Source organism: Geodermatophilus obscurus (assembly GCF_900143215.1).
Lineage (GTDB): Bacteria > Actinomycetota > Actinomycetes > Mycobacteriales > Geodermatophilaceae > Geodermatophilus > Geodermatophilus obscurus_A.
The window spans coordinates 1-14,981 of sequence record NZ_FRDM01000063.1; the positions used below are offsets into that span (position 1 = coordinate 1).

General features: G+C 74.3%; 17 protein-coding genes. 11 read left to right on the top strand and 6 right to left on the bottom strand.

Translation table 11 applies throughout. From position 1 onward, the window contains the following. The first annotated feature begins 79 nt into the window (after positions 1-79). Positions 80-1,195 (top strand): M20 family metallopeptidase, encoded by a 1,116-nt coding sequence (locus tag BUB17_RS24095; protein WP_072921189.1) that lies wholly within the window; start codon positions 80-82, stop codon positions 1,193-1,195. Between the two features lie 136 nt (positions 1,196-1,331). Here the strand turns inward: BUB17_RS24095 and BUB17_RS24100 are convergent, their stop codons facing one another. Next, positions 1,332-2,222, bottom strand: coding sequence for a diguanylate cyclase domain-containing protein (locus BUB17_RS24100; RefSeq protein WP_072921191.1), 891 nt, complete (start codon positions 2,220-2,222; stop codon positions 1,332-1,334). Between the two features lie 132 nt (positions 2,223-2,354). Here BUB17_RS24100 and BUB17_RS24105 point away from each other — a divergent pair, with 132 nt between their 5' ends. Continuing rightward, on the top strand, positions 2,355-3,290 hold the full coding sequence (locus BUB17_RS24105; protein ID WP_072921193.1) for a hydroxymethylglutaryl-CoA lyase: 936 nt from the start codon (positions 2,355-2,357) through the stop codon (positions 3,288-3,290). Between the two features lie 135 nt (positions 3,291-3,425). Continuing rightward, positions 3,426-3,941 carry a flavin reductase family protein gene (locus BUB17_RS24110; protein ID WP_072921205.1) on the top strand — a complete coding sequence of 172 codons (516 nt, stop codon included), beginning with the start codon at positions 3,426-3,428 and terminating at the stop codon, positions 3,939-3,941. Here the strand turns inward: BUB17_RS24110 and BUB17_RS24115 are convergent. Continuing rightward, a complete protein-coding gene (locus BUB17_RS24115; protein WP_244277466.1) occupies positions 3,938-6,241 on the bottom strand; it encodes a SpoIIE family protein phosphatase in 2,304 nt (767 codons plus the stop codon). The genes BUB17_RS24110 and BUB17_RS24115 overlap by 4 nt on opposite strands. A gap of 150 nt (positions 6,242-6,391) precedes the next feature. On the opposite strand from BUB17_RS24115, the gene BUB17_RS24120 reads away from it, so the two are divergent. The 4 genes from BUB17_RS24120 (at position 6,392) to BUB17_RS24135 (ending at position 8,594) form a co-directional block, all read left to right on the top strand. Next, the gene (locus BUB17_RS24120) at positions 6,392-7,087 is read left to right on the top strand and encodes a hypothetical protein (RefSeq protein ID WP_072921209.1); all 696 of its coding nucleotides are present in this window, start codon (positions 6,392-6,394) and stop codon (positions 7,085-7,087) included. Between the two features lie 99 nt (positions 7,088-7,186). Beyond that, positions 7,187-7,450, top strand: a complete 264-nt coding sequence (locus BUB17_RS24125; RefSeq protein ID WP_208983640.1) for a type II toxin-antitoxin system Phd/YefM family antitoxin — start codon at positions 7,187-7,189, stop codon at positions 7,448-7,450. A 5-nt stretch (positions 7,451-7,455) separates the two neighbouring features. After that, complete coding sequence (locus tag BUB17_RS24130) at positions 7,456-7,881, top strand: type II toxin-antitoxin system VapC family toxin (protein WP_072921212.1); 426 nt, start codon at positions 7,456-7,458, stop codon at positions 7,879-7,881. A gap of 185 nt (positions 7,882-8,066) precedes the next feature. Continuing rightward, positions 8,067-8,594, top strand: a complete 528-nt coding sequence (locus tag BUB17_RS24135) for a hypothetical protein (RefSeq protein ID WP_072921214.1) — start codon at positions 8,067-8,069, stop codon at positions 8,592-8,594. 118 nt (positions 8,595-8,712) lie between these two features. Here the strand turns inward: BUB17_RS24135 and BUB17_RS24140 are convergent, their stop codons facing one another. The 3 genes from BUB17_RS24140 to BUB17_RS24150 all read right to left on the bottom strand — a co-directional run bounded on the left by BUB17_RS24140 (position 8,713) and on the right by BUB17_RS24150 (position 10,658). Then, positions 8,713-9,141, bottom strand: a complete 429-nt coding sequence (locus BUB17_RS24140; protein WP_072921216.1) for a hypothetical protein — start codon at positions 9,139-9,141, stop codon at positions 8,713-8,715. After that, complete coding sequence (locus BUB17_RS26415) at positions 9,134-9,499, bottom strand: hypothetical protein (RefSeq protein WP_072921218.1); 366 nt, start codon at positions 9,497-9,499, stop codon at positions 9,134-9,136. The genes BUB17_RS24140 and BUB17_RS26415 overlap by 8 nt, the downstream gene beginning before the upstream one ends. Before the next feature lie 166 nt (positions 9,500-9,665). Beyond that, positions 9,666-10,658, bottom strand: a complete 993-nt coding sequence (locus BUB17_RS24150) for an aldo/keto reductase (protein WP_072921221.1) — start codon at positions 10,656-10,658, stop codon at positions 9,666-9,668. Between the two features lie 109 nt (positions 10,659-10,767). On the opposite strand from BUB17_RS24150, the gene BUB17_RS24155 reads away from it, so the two are divergent. The 4 genes from BUB17_RS24155 to BUB17_RS24170 are packed head-to-tail and all read left to right on the top strand — an operon-like array spanning position 10,768 to position 14,518. Next, on the top strand, positions 10,768-11,718 hold the full coding sequence (locus BUB17_RS24155) for a siderophore ABC transporter substrate-binding protein (RefSeq protein ID WP_072921222.1): 951 nt from the start codon (positions 10,768-10,770) through the stop codon (positions 11,716-11,718). Continuing rightward, entirely contained in the window at positions 11,715-12,749 is a 1,035-nt protein-coding gene (locus BUB17_RS24160) for an ABC transporter permease (protein ID WP_072921224.1), read from the top strand. Before BUB17_RS24155 ends, BUB17_RS24160 begins: the two co-directional genes overlap by 4 nt. Next, positions 12,749-13,729 carry an iron chelate uptake ABC transporter family permease subunit gene (locus tag BUB17_RS24165; RefSeq protein WP_072921229.1) on the top strand — a complete coding sequence of 327 codons (981 nt, stop codon included), beginning with the start codon at positions 12,749-12,751 and terminating at the stop codon, positions 13,727-13,729. Before BUB17_RS24160 ends, BUB17_RS24165 begins: the two co-directional genes overlap by 1 nt. A gap of 30 nt (positions 13,730-13,759) precedes the next feature. Beyond that, complete coding sequence (locus BUB17_RS24170; protein WP_072921226.1) at positions 13,760-14,518, top strand: iron ABC transporter ATP-binding protein; 759 nt, start codon at positions 13,760-13,762, stop codon at positions 14,516-14,518. A gap of 25 nt (positions 14,519-14,543) precedes the next feature. On the opposite strand, the gene BUB17_RS24175 is transcribed toward BUB17_RS24170, so the two are convergent. Next, positions 14,544-14,981, bottom strand: a 438-nt coding sequence (locus BUB17_RS24175; RefSeq protein WP_141243186.1) for a response regulator transcription factor, incomplete at its 5' end; no start/stop codon positions are given.

Below are 14,981 nucleotides of genomic sequence, written 5' to 3' on the forward strand. Positions count from 1 at the left end.
CCAGGTGCCGTGCCCGGCCTGCGCTGAGCCGCTGCCTGTGCACCGCGCCGTCCCGGGGCCGCGGGTGCAGGATCGGGGCATGACGGCTCCTGTCCTCGACGTGGTCGCACTGGTGCGCGAACTGGTGGGCCGGACGACGGTGTCCGGCGATGCCGCCGCCCAGCGCGACGTGCTCGGCACGCTGACCGACGTGCTGCGGAGCTCCGCCCCTCACCTGCAGGTGACCGAGGGGCGCGACCGGGACCACCCCTGGACCCTGCTGCGGACCCCGGCCGATCCCGGGCGCCGGCAGCTGCTGCTCGCCTGCCACGTCGACACCGTCCCGGCGGCCGACCCCGCCGCCTGGCAGCGCGACCCGTTCGGCGCGGAGCTCGAGGAGGGGCGGGTGTGGGGCCGCGGGGGCAGTGACATGAAGGCCGGCGTGGTCGCCGCCGTGGCCGCACTCGCCACGGCGGACCCCGGAACACCCCTGGCGCTGCTGCTCACCAGCGACGAGGAGATCGGCTCGCAGGGCGCCGCCGCCGCGGCCGCGGCGGTCGCCGAGCTGCCGGTGGGGGCGGTGATCGTCCCCGAGGCGACCGGCAACCAGGTGGTCCTCGGCCACAAGGGTGCGCTGTGGCTGGCCGTCCGCACCGCGGGCCGTGCCGCGCACGGCAGCACGCCCGAGCGCGGGCACAACGCCGTCCTCGACCTGGCCGCCGTCCTCGGCCGGGCCGGCGGGGCGCTCCCGCTGCGCAGCGACGCCTTCCTCGGCACGGAGACCTGGAACCCCGGCGTCGTCACCGGCGGCACCGTGCCCAACGTCGTCCCCGACCGCGCCGAGGTGGTCGTCGACATGCGCACCGTGGCCGACGGCGCCGACCTGCTCGCCTGGTGGCGGGCGCAGCCGGAGGTGGCCGACGTCGAGGTGCGGGTGGACCTGCCGCCGGTCGGCACCCCCGCCGACGACCCGTGGGTGGCCTCGCTGCCCGCGCCGGCTCTTCCCACCCCGGCCACCTACTTCACCGACGCCTCGGTGCTCGTGCAGGTGGTGGGCGGCGCGCCGATCGTGGTGTGGGGTCCCGGCACCCCCGCGGTGATGCACGCCGTCGACGAGTACGTGGAGGTCGCCGAGGTCGAGCAGGCCGCAGCCGCCTTCGCCGACGTCGTGACCCGCTGGAACGGCCCTCCTGCAGGGTCCCGCCGCGAGCCCTGACGGCCCCCTGCAGGCAGGAGGACCCCGTCCCCCTCACCGCTCGCAAGCTCGCGGCGAGCCTCTGGACGGGGCCTGGCGCGAGCCTGCGAGTGGTGGGGGGCAGGGAGGTCCTTCCCAGGGGGTAGGAGGGCCTTCGTCAGTCCTGCCAGCGGGCCTTGTCGACGTACATCGCGTCGTCGGCCTCCCGCACGAGCGCCTCGAACGCCCGCTCGGGGTGGTCGTCGCCCTCGGCCGTGCCGATCCCGATGCTGACCGTCAGCGGGAGGGTCAGCCCGCTGGGCAGGCGCAGCGGCTCGCTCACCCGGTCCCGCAGCCGGGCGGCGAGCGCCTCGGCGTCGGCCCGCCCGCTGTTCTCGCAGACGATGCTGAACTCGTCCCCGCCGACGCGGGCCGCGGTGTCGCTGGCCCGCAGCACCGAGGTCAGCCGCTCGGCGACGGCGACGAGCACCTCGTCCCCCACCGGGTGGCCGTACTGGTCGTTGATCTGCTTGAAGCCGTCGAGGTCGATGCCCAGCAGGCTGGTCGGCGTCCGCTCCCGGCGGCCGCGCTCCAGGGCGTGGTGCAGCCGGTCGTTGAACAGGATCCGGTTGGGCAACCCGGTCAGCGGGTCGTGCAGGGAACGGTGGACCAGCGCGGCCTCCAAGGCCTTGCGGTCGGTGATGTCCTCGACGATCGCGACGACGTGCGGCAGGTCGCCGTCGGGAGTCGCGTCCACCCAGGACGAGGTGACCTGCACCGGCACCACGCTGCCGTCCGCCCGCACCAGCCGGGTCTCGTGCCGCATCATCCTGCGCTTCTCGAGGAGCTCGGCGAACGCCTCGGTCGCGGCCGGGCGGTTGTCGGGGTGGACGAGGCCGAGCATCGAGCGGCCGTAGAGCTCCTCGGCGGTGTACGCGAGCATCGCCGCCAGTGCCGGGTTGGCGTCGACGATGAGACCGGCCGGGGTGGCGAGCGCGATCCCCATGGGCGCGTTGGCGAACGCGCTCCGGCGATCCGCCGGGGGCAGCGCGTCCGCCGCGTTCGTCACATCCCACCTCCGTGCCGGTCATCCTGCGCCGACGAGTCCCGTTTCCGCAGTTCTGGGCTCGGAGTGTCCGAGTCGTTCCACGTGGAACGCGACGCCGGGGCAGGATGGCACGTGATCGACCGAGGAGGTCCCGTGAACGAGTTCGACCTGGTGCTGCCCGCGACCGTGGACGTCCGTGAGGTCGGCATGCGCGACGGCCTGCAGCTGGAGGCGCCGGTGCCGCTGGAGGGCAAGCTGGCGATGCTGGAGGCGCTGGTGGCCACCGGCGTCCGCCGGATCGAGGTGACCTCCTTCGTCTCCCCCAAGGCGGTCCCGGCTCTGGCCGACGCCGACCAGCTGGCCGCCGAGCTCCCCTCCTTCGAGGGCGTGCACTTCTCCGCCCTGGTCGCCAACGCCCGGGGTGCCACCCGCGCGGTGGACGCCGGGGTCGCCCACCTCGAGTACGTCGTCTCCGCCTCCGACGGGCACAGCCGGGCCAACGCCGGCCGCTCCACCGCCGAGGCCGTCGCGGCGGTCGGCGAGATCGCCGCCCTGGCCCACGGCGCCGGCGGGTCGCTGGAGGTGGTGGTCGCCACCGCGTGGGACTGCCCCTTCGACGGCCGCACGCCGATCCCCCGCACCGTGGACGTGGCCCGCGCCGCGGTCACCGCCGGCGCCGACCGGCTGTGCCTGGGCGACACCATCGGCACGACCACCCCGATGCGGGTGGTGCAGCTGCTCGACGCCGTCCGCCGGGCCTGTCCCGGCGTCGAGGTCGGCGTCCACTTCCACGACACCCGCGGCACCGGGCAGGCCAACGCGCTGGCCGCCGTCCAGGCTGGGGTGACCCAGCTGGACTCGTCGGTGGGCGGCCTGGGCGGCTGCCCGTTCGCGCCGGGCGCCAGCGGCAACATCGCCACCGAGGAGCTGGTCTACATGCTCGAGGAGTCCGGCGTGCGCACCGGGATCGACCTCGACGCCGTCCTCGACGCCGCCCGGGTCACCGAGCAGGCCGTGGGTCGCCCGCTGCCCAGCTCGCTGTACCGGGCGGGCGGAAGCTCGGTGCCCCGCCCGGCTCCCGTCGGGTGACGCCGCCGGGAGCACCGCAGGAAGCGACCGGGCCGACGGCGTGCGGCGGCCTGGCCGACGAGCGGCGTACCGGGGGCGGAGCCTGACCCGAGGACCCGGCCCGGTGACGAGCGCCCCCGTGGTTGGCTGGACGTCATGAACCAGCCGCCGTCCGGGAGGGGGGCGGTCGATCCCCGCACCATGCGCGACGTCCTCGGCCACTTCGCCTCCGGCGTCACCGTGGTGACCGCCCAGGGCGAGGAGGGGCCGATCGGCTTCACCTGCCAGTCGTTCAGCTCGCTGTCGCTGGACCCGCCGCTGGTCGTCATCTCGCCCGCACGCACGTCCCGCACCTGGCCGCGGCTGCGCGCGATCGGCCGCTTCTGCGTCAACGTGCTCGCCGAGGACCAGGTGGAGCTGTCGGCCCGGTTCGCCCGCTCCGCGGCCGACAAGTTCGCCGGGGTGTCGTGGCGGCCCAGCCCGTCGGGCCAGCCGGTGCTCGACGACGTCGTCGCCTGGATCGACTGCGAGCTGTGGGCGGAGTACGACGGCGGCGACCACACCCTCGTCGCGGCCCGGGTGCTGGACCTGGGCGCCGACCCGGGACGGCGGCCGCTGCTGTTCCACCGCGGCGCCTACGGCCTGCTGGAGACGCGCGCGGCGGAGGGCTAGCAGAAGCGGACGGCGATCAGCGCGACGTCGTCCCGCCCGTCGAGGGAACCGGCGACCGCGGCGTCGCAGAGCTGCCGGGGGCCGGCGCCGGCCGGGGCGGCGACCAGGCGCTCGACCAGCTCGGCGATGCCCTCGTCGAGGTCGGTGCCGGGGCGCTCGATGAGGCCGTCGGTGTAGGCCAGCAGCGTGCCGCCGCGGGGCAGGTCGATCGCCGTCGACCGCCGGGGCAGGGTGCCGTCGACGCCGATCAGCAGGCCGGTCACCCCGTCGAGCAGCTGCACCTCCCCGTCGGGCGTGCGCAGCAGCGGCGGCGGGTGGCCGGCGCTGGCCAGGTGCACCCGCCACGGTGCGCCGTCCTCCGCCGGGGGCACCGCCCGCGCGTAGACCATCGTGGCCATCGAGGCCACACCCAGCCCCTGCACCAGCCGGTCCACCCGCGCGAGGACGGCGGCGGGGTCGGGGTCGGGGGCCTCCCAGGCGCACGCCCGGATGAGCCCGCGCAGGTGCCCCATCGCCGCCGCGGCCGCGACGTCGTGGCCGACGACGTCGCCGATCACCACGCCGATCGAGCCGTCGGGCAGGTGCAGCAGGTCGTAGAAGTCACCGCCCACGTCGGCGGCCGTCGAGGCGCTGACGTAGTGCGCGGCCGAGTCCACCCCGGCGATCACCGGCAGCTCCGGCAGCAGCGACCGCTGCAGCGTGTCGGCGACGGTGTGCTCCTGCTGGTAGAGGCGCACGTTGTCCATCGCCAGGGCGGCGCGGCGGGCGAGGTCCTCGGCGAGGTCGACGTCCTCCTGGTCGAAGGGGCGCTCGGTGTCGCGGCGCCCCAGCAGGATGGCGCCGCGGGTGCGCCGGCGGGCGACCATCGGCACGGCGAGCAGCGACCCCGTCCCCAGCCGCTCGGCCGCCTCGCGGGCCGCTGCGGACGTGATCAGCTGGTCCAGCCCCTCCCCGGCGTGCTGGACCAGCACCGGCCGCGACGCGGCGATGCTGCGCCGGGTCGGGGAGGCCTCCGGCAGGTGCCCGACGTGCTGGGTGGCCAGCAGCCGCAGCTCGTCGGCGAAGCCGTCGCGGTGGCGGGAGGCGGTCTCGCGGACGGCTCCGGTGTCGTCGGCCAGGGTGATGAACACCCAGTCGGCGAGCAGGGGCACGCACAGCCGGGCCAGCCGGTCGAGGACGTCGGTGAGGTCGAGCGTGGCGATCAGCGTGCTCGTCGCCTCGGCCATCAGCGCGAGGCGGCCCTGCATGCGCTCGGCGTCCGCGCGGGCCCGCTCGGCGTCGACCCGAGCCTGCTCGGCGGCCGCCCGGGCCAGCTCGGCCTCCTGCCGGGCGGTCTGCTCGGCGGCGAACGCCGCCTCCCGCTCGTGCTCGACCCGCACCCGCTCGGTGACGTCGGTCTGCACGCCGACGAAGCTGACCAGCTCGCCCTCGCCGTCGAAGACCGGGCTGATCGACAGCTGGTTCCAGAAGGCGGTTCCGTCCTTGCGGTGGTTGAGCAGGACCGTGGTGATCGCCTGCTGCGCCTCCAGCGCGGCGCGGATCTCCGCGACGGTCGCGGGGTCGGTGGCCAGGCCCTGCAGGAAGCGGCAGTTCCGGCCCACCGCCTCCTCGGGGGAGTAGCCGGTGATGCGGCTGAAGGAGGGGTTGACCCAGACCAGTGGGTCGTCCGGTCGGCGGGGGTCGGTGATGGTGAAGGCGATGTCGGTGGCGACGACCGCCCGTTCGCGCAGCGCCTGGAGCTGGTCCCCGGCCGGATCGGACCCGTCGCTCTCCACCTCGAGGAAGACGACCAGGGACAGGTGCTCGTCGCCGTCGGGCCGGGACAGCGGGAAGCCGGTGACCCAGAGCAGCTGGTCGCGCCGGGCGCCGGGGTCCTGGGCGGGCAGGCCGTCACGACCCTGACCGGGCGCCATCCGCACCGCCTCGCCGGTGACCGGCAGGCCCTGGGCGACCAGCGACAGCGGGCCGGACGTGCTGGCCAGGGGCTGTCCGCCCAGGTCGGTGAGGCCGACCGAGGCGCCCCACGTGTCGATGTCGACGGGGAGGCGGACGTTCCCGGCGAGCTCCACCGCGGCGGTGTTGGCGTAGGTCACGGCCCCGGCACTGCGGTCGATGACCAGCACGGCCACCGGGACGTCGGCCAGCACGCCGGGCAGCGCGGTCGACGTGGTGCCGGAGCCGGCGCGCTCGGAGAGCACGGCGGTGGCGGCGCTGAGAACGCCGGCCTCCTCGCGGCCCACGACGCCGTCGGGACGCTGGACGGGGGACAGATCCCGCGGTCGGTCCCGCTCGGCCGGCACGGGAAGGACAGTAACCACGCGGCCTCGCGCCCGACCACCACGGGTCGCCCGTCTGACCTGCGGTCGGGCTGCGCGAGGTGTGTGGCGGCGGCCCGGCGGGAACCCCTCCGGAGGGGTACGCCGTTCCCCGACCGGAGGGAGACGATCGCCATGGGACTGCTCGACCGGCTGTTCGGCCGCCGTCGATCCGGCTCCGACCACGAGTACCAGCAGGGGTACGACGGGTACCAGGCCGCGCCGCAGTACGGCGGCTACGAGCCGCCGCCCGTCCAGACCGGCGGAGCGCGGGCCGGTGCGTCCACCGACCAGCAGGCGGTCGAGCGCTACCGCTACCTGCTCCGCACCGCGCCGCCGGACCAGATCGAGGAGGCGCACGCCGAGGCGTTCGCCCAGCTCACGCCGCAGCAGCGGCAGGAGGTGCTGGTCCAGCTCGCCGCCGCGGTGCCCTCCTCTGAGCGACCACGCTCCGACGACCCCCGTTCCCTCGCCCGCGCGGCCACGCGTGCGGAGGTGCGCCGGCCCGGCACGCTGGAGCGGGCCTTCGGCCCCGGCCCCGGCGGCTACGGGGGTGGGTACGGCGGCGGCTACGGCCGCAGCGGACCCGGGTTCGGCAGCATGGTGGGCGCCAGCCTGCTCGGCACGGTCGGCGGCCTGGTGGTCGGGACGGCGGTCGCCGATGCGCTGTTCGACACCGGGCTCGGGGACGGCGGCCTGTTCGGCGGCGGGGACGAGGAGGCCTACGCCCAGGGCTACGAGGACGCCGGCGGCGACCCGGGCGGTGACTTCGCCGGCGGCGCCGACCCGGGCGGTGACTTCGGCGGTGACTTCGGGGGCGGGGAGTTCTAGCGCCGACTGCCGGTCCCGTCGACCGGACCAGCGCAGGGACGCGGCGACGATCCTGCCGTCAGCGTGCAAGTCACTGCCGTCGAGTTGTACAGGTCGATCATGGATGTGGCGATCAGCGCCCTGCGCGCGGAGCTGTCCCGCTGGATCGAGCGGGCGCGGAGCGGCGAGGAGGTCGTCATCACCGACCGGGGCACTCCGGTGGCACGGTTGCTGTCGATCGATGCGGCACCGTTGCTCGACCAACTCGTGCAGCGCGGCGTGCTCAACAGACCGGACCGCGCGGATCGGCCCCTCGCGCGCGGTGCGCCACGGGTGCGCGCGAGGGGCCCCGTGGCTGATCTGGTGACCGAGCAGCGCGACTGACGGACGTGGCCGTCCTGTGCTTCGACAGCAGCGCCTCCGTCAAGCTGGTCGTCGAGGAGGACGGCAGCGACCTCGCCGCCGCGCTGTGGGACGGATGCGATGCCGCGGCGTCGAGCAGACTCGCCTATCCCGAGGTGTGTGCCGCGCTGGCTGCCGCCGGGCGCGCTCATCGGCTGGACCCGGCTGACCAGCATCGTGCCGAAGCGGTGTGGGAGGACTACTGGGCGGCGACCCGGGCGGTCGAGCTGACCGGGTTCGTGACCGCTCACGCCGGGGATCTGGCCGGCCGGCACGCGTTGAGGGGTGCCGACGCCGTACACCTCGCCAGCCTGCTCGCCGTCGGTACCACGGACACCCTCTTCGCTGTGTGGGACCAACGACTCCGAGCTGGGGCACTGGCAGCCGGAGTGCAGCTCGCTCCAAGCGGATAGCTCGTCCGCCATGTCCGCGGCTGGCACCCTCGTCGACAGCCGATCCCGTGCGGGACGTCGAGGCTGCGGCCAGGGCCGCTCAGAGGTCGCCGTAGGGGGTCTCCGGTGCGGGACGTCGGTGGGGCGCAGCCGTGCTCCGGCGTCGATACGGTCGATCCCGCAGGACGAGCCGGAAGGCACCGCCGATGATCACGGACGAGACGCTCATCCGGATCGGCCAGGCGGTGCAGCTGAGCCACCAGGGCGAGCGAGATGCCGCTCGTGTGCTGTTCGCCGAGATCTGGGACGAGATCGGCGGCGAGCACGGGGATCCCCTGCACACGTGCACGCTCGCGCACGCGATGGCCGACGTGCAGGACGACGTACACCAGGAGTTGGTCTGGGACCAGCGAGCCCTGGCGGCTGCCGACCTGCTGACCGATGCACGGCTGACGCGGGCCGGGCTGACGATCTCGGTGGCCGGCTTGTACCCGTCGTTGCACCTGAACCTGAGCGAGTGCCACCGCAAGCTGGGCGATCTCGACCGCGCCCGTGAGCAGCTCCAGCAGGCGCAGGCCACGATCGGCGCACTGGGCGATGACGGGTATGCGCAGGTGATCAAGGAAGGCATGCGTCAGCTGGCCGAGCGGCTGCCGGCACGCGAGGGCGGGAGCGAGGTGCCGCCTGACGATCCGTCAACGGGCTCGGCCCAGCGGGGGACGGGACTCCAGTAGGTGGTCCGGTGCTGCCTGGGAGCCGTCCCGCGAGACCCGTCCGGTCGCGGTCCTCGGAGGGGCGCGCCAACCGCACGCCCGGCCGGCAGGCGGGCCTCGCGCTGACGGGTTCTCGCCGTCAGGGCCGGAGGGTCCGCTGGTGGTGCCGGCGCAGCCACAGCAGGCCGGCGACCGGCAGCACCAGCGGGATGAACGCGTATCCGCGGCCGTACGCCGACCACACCGTCTCGTCGGGGAACGCGGCCGGGTCCAGCAGCGACAGCGTGCCGACGACGAGGACGCCGACGAGCTCGACGGTGATCGCGACCAGCGCGGTGCGGCGCCCGCCGCGGGCCAGGGCCACGGTGGCGACGAGGTAGACGGCGGCGGCGAGCGCGGAGAGCAGGTAGGCGACCGGTGCCTCGGCGAAGCGGGTCGAGAGCTGGACGGCGGCCCGCGCGCCGGCGGCCAGGGCGAAGACGCCGTAGACGGCGACGAGCACCCGTCCGGCCCCGCCGGCGGCCGCGGGCTGCTCCCCCGCCGGCCGGTCCCCCGTCGCCTCAGCCACCCGTCGCCTCCCAGAGCTGCTGCAGCCGCCAGGCCATGACGCCGACGGTCCCGGCGGCCACGGCGAGCACGGTGCCCGCCCACCGGGTCGGCTCGGACCGCGCCCACAGCGTCCCCGCGACCGGCAGCAGCACGATGCCGGCCAGGTAGCCGAGGAACGTCGGGGTGTCGGCCGGGCGGTCACCGCGGACCAGCAGGACGACGGCGAGCACCGCCTGGACCAGCAGCAGGACCTCCAGCAGCGCCGCGCCCCACAGGTGCAGCAGGCCGATCCGCCGTCCGGCGAGGGTCGAGGCGATCCCGGCCAGTGCGAGCAGCGCGGCGGTGACGGTCACCGCGACCACCAGCACGGGCGTCACCGGGGAGACCCCGTGGCGGTGGTGTCGGGCACGGCCGCCATCCTCCCGCGTAGGGCACGGCTCCCCATCAGGGCCGCGCCGCGAGCTGGTGAGGTACTGGAACGGCCGCCCTTCAGGGGCCCTCCGCCTGCGCCTGCGAGGCGCGGGGGAAGGGTGGTCCTCCTGTTCAGCGGTGCACGGTGGACATGTCCGCGTAGCGGTCGCCCGCCGTCGCGCCGGCCGGGGCCGCGTCGTCGAGCCGGCGCAGGTCGTCGTCGGTCAGCCGGACGTCGGCGGCCGCGGCGTTCTCCTCCAGGTAGGCCACCCGCTTGGTGCCCGGGATCGGCACGATGCCCGGGTGGCCGGCGCGGTCGCTCTGCGCCATGACCCAGGCCAGCGCCAGCTGGGTGGCGGTCACGCCCTTCTCGTCGGCGATGTCGCGGACCCGGTCGACCACCTCGAGGTTCCTCGTGAAGTTCCCGCCCTGGAAGCGCGGGCTGTTCCGCCGGTAGTCGTCGGGCGCCAGGTCGTCGAGGCTGCGGATCCGGCCGGAGAGGAACCCGCGGCCGATCGGTGAGTAGGCGACGAAGCCGATGCCGAGCTCGGCGCAGGTGGCCAGCACGCCGTCGTCCTCGGGGTCGCGGGACCACAGCGAGTACTCGGTCTGGACGGCGGTCACCGGCTGCACCGCGTGCGCCCGGCGGATGGTCTCCGGCGCGGCCTCGGAGATGCCGGCGTGCCGGACCTTCCCCGCCTCGACGAGCTCGCGCAGCGCGCCCCAGGCGTCCTCGACCGGCACGGTGGTGTCGACCCGGTGCTGGTAGTAGAGGTCGAGGACGTCGACGCCGAGCCGCTGCAACGAGGCGTCGCAGGCCCGCCGCACGTAGTCCGGTGTGCCGTTGATGCCGCGGAAGGAGCCGTCCTCGCCGCGCTCGTTGCCGAACTTGGTGGCCAGCACGACCTCGTCGCGCCGGCCGGCGATGGCCTTGCCGACCAGCCGCTCGTTGGTGAACGGCCCGTACATGTCCGCGGTGTCGAGGAAGGTGACGCCGAGGTCGAGCGCCCGCCGGATGGTGCGCTCGGCCTCCGCCTGGTCGCCGGTTCCGTAGAACTCGCTCATCCCCATGCAGCCCAGGCCCTGGGCGGAGACGGTCAGCTGTCCCAGTGTGCGGTTCTCCATGGACCCCTCCCTGCCCCTCGGGACCCCGGGTCGACACGTGCAACGGGAGGTGTGGCAGGTTAGGCACGCCTCACTTAGCCAAGCCTCACCTCAGCACGACAGGAGCACGATGCGCACGCAGGCCCGGCCGCTGGCCGCCTTCTCCCTCACCGTGGCCACCGCACTCGCCGTCAGCGCCTGTGGCGGCAGCGAGGACACCACCGCCGAGGCGGCCTCGGAGTCCACCGAGCTCACCGTGACCCACGCGCAGGGCGAGACCGCCGTCCCGGCCGACCCGCAGCGGGTCGTCGTCTTCGACGTCGGCGTCCTGTCGACCCTGGACAGCCTCGGCGTCGAGGTGGCCGGCGTGCCGGAGGCGACCTACCCGCAGTCGCTGTCGCAGTACTCGGGGGACGAGTACGCCAAGGTCGGCTCGCTGTTCGAGCCGGACTACGAGGCCGTCAACGCCCTCGAGCCGGACCTGATCATCGTCGGCGGGCGCTCGGCGGCGGTGTACCCGGAGCTCGCCGAGATCGCCCCGACCATCGACCTGACCGTCGACAACGGCGACTTCCTGGCCTCCTTCGAGGAGCGGGTGACCACCCTCGCGGAGGTCTTCGGCGAGGAGGACGCCGTCGCCGACCGGCTGGCCGCGCTGGACCAGCGGGTCACCGAGGTGAAGGCGGCCGCGGAGGGTGCGGGAGACGCGCTCTTCGTCATGACCAACGCCGGCGAGGTCAGCGCCTACGGCCCCGACACCCGGTTCGGCCTGGTGTACGACGAGCTCGGGCTGACCCCCACCGACGAGGGGCTGACCGCCGCCGACCACGGCGACGCCATCTCCTTCGAGTACATCGCCGAGAAGGACCCCGACATCCTGCTGGTCCTCGACCGGGACGCCGCGATCGGCCAGTCCGGCACGGCCGCGCAGCAGGTGCTCGACAACGAGCTGGTCCGCGGGACGACGGCGTGGGCGGACGACGACGTCCACTACCTCGACTCGTCCGTCTGGTACATCGCGCCGAACGGCCTGCCGTCGGTCGAGCAGATGGTCGAGGAAGTCGGCGCAGCGGTCGAGTGACGCGCACGACCGGACGACGCAGCGGCGCCGCACCCGCCCTCTCCGGGCAGGCGCGGCGCCGCCGCGGTGTGCAGCGGTGGCACGTCGCCGTCGCGCTGGGAGCCCTGGCGCTCGCCGCGTCCGCCTCCCTGTTCGTCGGGGTCGGCGACCTGACACCGGCCGATCTGCTCGACCCCGACGAGGCGCAGGCCCGGGTGCTGTGGACCAGCCGGGTGCCCCGGCTGCTCGCCATCCTGCTGGCCGGCTCGGCGATGGCCGTGGCCGGGCTGGTGATGATGCACCTGACCCGCAACCGGTTCGTCTCCCCGCAGACCGCCGGGACGACGGAGTGGGTGGGGCTGGGCATCGTCGTCGCGACGCTGTCCTTCGGCGGGACGTCGGTGCTGGGCAAGATGACGATCGGCGTGGCGTTCGCCCTGGTCGGCACCGCCTTCTTCGTCTGGCTGCTGCAGCGGCTGGTCCTCACCGACGTGGTGGTGGTCCCGCTGGTCGGCATCCTGCTCGGCGGCGTGGTGAGCGCGGTGACGACGTTCCTGGCCTACCGCTTCGACCTGCTGCAGTCGGTGGACGTGTGGATGAACGGCGACTTCTCCGGCGTCCTGGCCGGCCGCTACGAGCTGCTCTGGCTGGTGCTGGCCGCCACCGTGGTCGCCTATCTGTGGGCCGACCGGTTCTCCGTCGCCGGCATGGGCGAGAGCTTCGCGATCAACCTCGGCGTCCCCTACACCCGGGTCGTCATGGTGGGCCTGGCCATCTCCTCGATCGTCACCGCGATCATCGTGGTCAGCGTCGGCTCCATCCCCTTCCTCGGCCTCGTCGTCCCCAACCTGGTCACCCTGGCGATGGGGGACAACCTGCGCCGCGTGCTGCCGGTGACCGCGCTGACCGGTGCGGCGTTCGTGCTGGTCTGCGACGTCCTGGCCCGCACCATCCGGTACCCGTACGAGGTCCCGGTGGGGATGATCGGCGGGGTCGTCGGCGGTGTGCTGTTCGTCTGGCTGCTGCTGCGCGCGCGGAACCGGGCGCTGTGATGACGGCCGTCCTCACCGGCCCGCAGCGGGCGACCCGCCGCCGGCGCACGCTGCTCGTGCTCGGCGTCCTCACCCTGGCCGTCGTGGCCGCCTACCTCACCGTCGACGTCACCGGCTCCTGGGGCTACGCGCTGCAGCAGCGCGGCCGCCGGCTGGCCGCCATGGCGGTCGTCGCCGTGGCGGTCGCGGTCTCCACCGTGCTGTTCCAGACGGTCACCAACAACCGGATCCTGACCCCGGAGATCATGGGGTTCGACCGGCTGTTCGTGCTGATCCAGACCGTCGGGGTGTTCGTCCTCGGGGCCGCCACCGTCACCACGACCGACCCACGGCTGCGCTTCGCGGTCGAGGTCGTCGTCCTGATCGGCTTCGGCGCCGTCCTCTACCGGTCGCTGTTCGGCCGCACCGAGCGCGACGTGTACGTGCTGGTGCTGCTCGGCGTGGTGCTCGGCTCGACGTTCACCAGCCTCACCCTGCTCGTGTCCCGGCTGATCGACCCCAACGAGTTCCTCACCCTGCAGGACCTGCTGTTCGCCAGCTTCACCTCCGTCGACCGGCAGATGCTGGCCCTGTCCGCCGTCCTCGTCGCGCTGGTCACCCTCGGCGTCTGGCGACTGCTCCCCCGGCTCGACGTCGTCGCCCTGGGCCGGGACACCGCCGTGGGCCTGGGCGTCGAGCACCGCCGGGTGGTCGACCGGGCGCTGCTGGCCGTCGCCGTGCTCGTCGCCGTCGCCACCGCGCTGGTCGGGCCGATCACCTTCCTGGGCCTGCTGGTGGCCAACCTGGCCCGCCAGCTGCTGGGCACCCACCGGCACGCCTGGGTGCTGCCGGGGGCCGCGCTGCTGGCGGTGCTCGCGCTGGCCGGCGGGCAGCTGGTCCTCGAGCAGCTGTTCGGCTTCAACTCCAGCCTCAGCGTCATGGTCAACTTCGTGGGCGGGATCGTCTTCATCGCCCTCCTGATCCGGGAGCCTCGTCAGTGAGGGGGCCATCCCAGTGAGCGAGCACAGCCAGTGATCGAGATCGAGTCCGTCTCCAAGTCCTACGGCGGCGTCCGCGTGCTGGACGACGTCTCGCTGACCATCCCGACCGGCGGGATCACCTCGCTGATCGGCGCCAACGGCGCGGGCAAGTCCACGCTGCTGTCGGTGGCCTCCCGGCTGCTGCCGGCCGACAGCGGCCGGGTCCGCGTCGACGGGATGGACGTCGCGACGACGCCGGGCCCGGTGCTGGCCCGGCGGCTGGCGGTGCTGCGCCAGGAGAACGCGATGTCGGTGCGGCTGACCGTGCGCGAGCTGGTCGCCTTCGGCCGCTTCCCGCACTCCGGCGGTCGGCTCACGCGCGAGGACTCCCGCCAGGTCGACGAGGCGCTGGCCTGGTTCGAGCTGGGCCCGCTGGCCGACCGGCACCTCGACCAGCTCTCCGGCGGGCAGCGGCAGCGCGCCTACGTCGCGATGGTCATGTGCCAGGGCACCGACCACGTGCTGCTCGACGAGCCGCTGAACAACCTGGACATGCGGCACGCCGTCCAGATGATGCGGATGCTGCGCGGCATGGCCGACGAGCTGGAGCGCACCGTCGTCCTCGTCGTCCACGACGTCAACGTCGCCTCCTGCTACTCCGACCGGATCGTCGCGATGCGGGAGGGCCAGCTGGTCGCCGAGGGCCCGACGTCGGAGCTGATGACGCCGGAGCTGCTGCGCAAGGTCTTCGACGTCGAGGTCGAGGTGCACGAGCTGGCCGGACGGCGGATCGGCGTCCCCTGGAGCTGAGCGCCGCGGTGCCGGGTCGCGCTCGTCAGCGAGGGGCGGGCCGGAACCACCCGGAGGGGGTGAGCGCGGAACCGAGCCGAGGCGCGTACTGGTCGAGGAAGATCCGGGAGACCAGCTCCCGGCGGCTGCGCACGCCCGACTTGTCGAAGATCGACTTGAGGTGGTCCTGGACCGTGTAGGGGGACAGGTACAGCTTCCGCGCGATCTCCTGCGTGTCGGCGCCCCGCAGCGCGTGGGTCACGATGTCGCACTCGCGCTCGGTGAGGCCGAAGGCCGCGGCCACCAGCGACACGACGTCCGGCGGGCATGCCTCCTCGACGGTGAGGACGACGTCGCGCCCACCGGCCGTCGTGCCCGCCAGCGGAGCCGCGTGCACGACGAGGAACTGGCCCGACGGCGCTCGCACGCGCAGCCGTGGCAGCACGGCCGAGCGCCCGGCGGCGAAGGCCCGAGCCGCGGCGAC

Coding starts and splice junctions, on each gene's coding strand:
- BUB17_RS24150 (WP_072921221.1), bottom strand. CDS start 10,658: ATGGAGAACCGCACACTGGGACAGCTGACCGTCTCCGCCCAGGGCCTG.
- BUB17_RS24110 (WP_072921205.1), top strand. CDS start 3,426: ATGAACCAGCCGCCGTCCGGGAGGGGGGCGGTCGATCCCCGCACCATG.
- BUB17_RS24165 (WP_072921229.1), top strand. CDS start 12,749: ATGACGGCCGTCCTCACCGGCCCGCAGCGGGCGACCCGCCGCCGGCGC.
- BUB17_RS24155 (WP_072921222.1), top strand. CDS start 10,768: ATGCGCACGCAGGCCCGGCCGCTGGCCGCCTTCTCCCTCACCGTGGCC.
- BUB17_RS24135 (WP_072921214.1), top strand. CDS start 8,067: ATGATCACGGACGAGACGCTCATCCGGATCGGCCAGGCGGTGCAGCTG.
- BUB17_RS24125 (WP_208983640.1), top strand. CDS start 7,187: ATGGATGTGGCGATCAGCGCCCTGCGCGCGGAGCTGTCCCGCTGGATC.
- BUB17_RS24120 (WP_072921209.1), top strand. CDS start 6,392: ATGGGACTGCTCGACCGGCTGTTCGGCCGCCGTCGATCCGGCTCCGAC.
- BUB17_RS24095 (WP_072921189.1), top strand. CDS start 80: ATGACGGCTCCTGTCCTCGACGTGGTCGCACTGGTGCGCGAACTGGTG.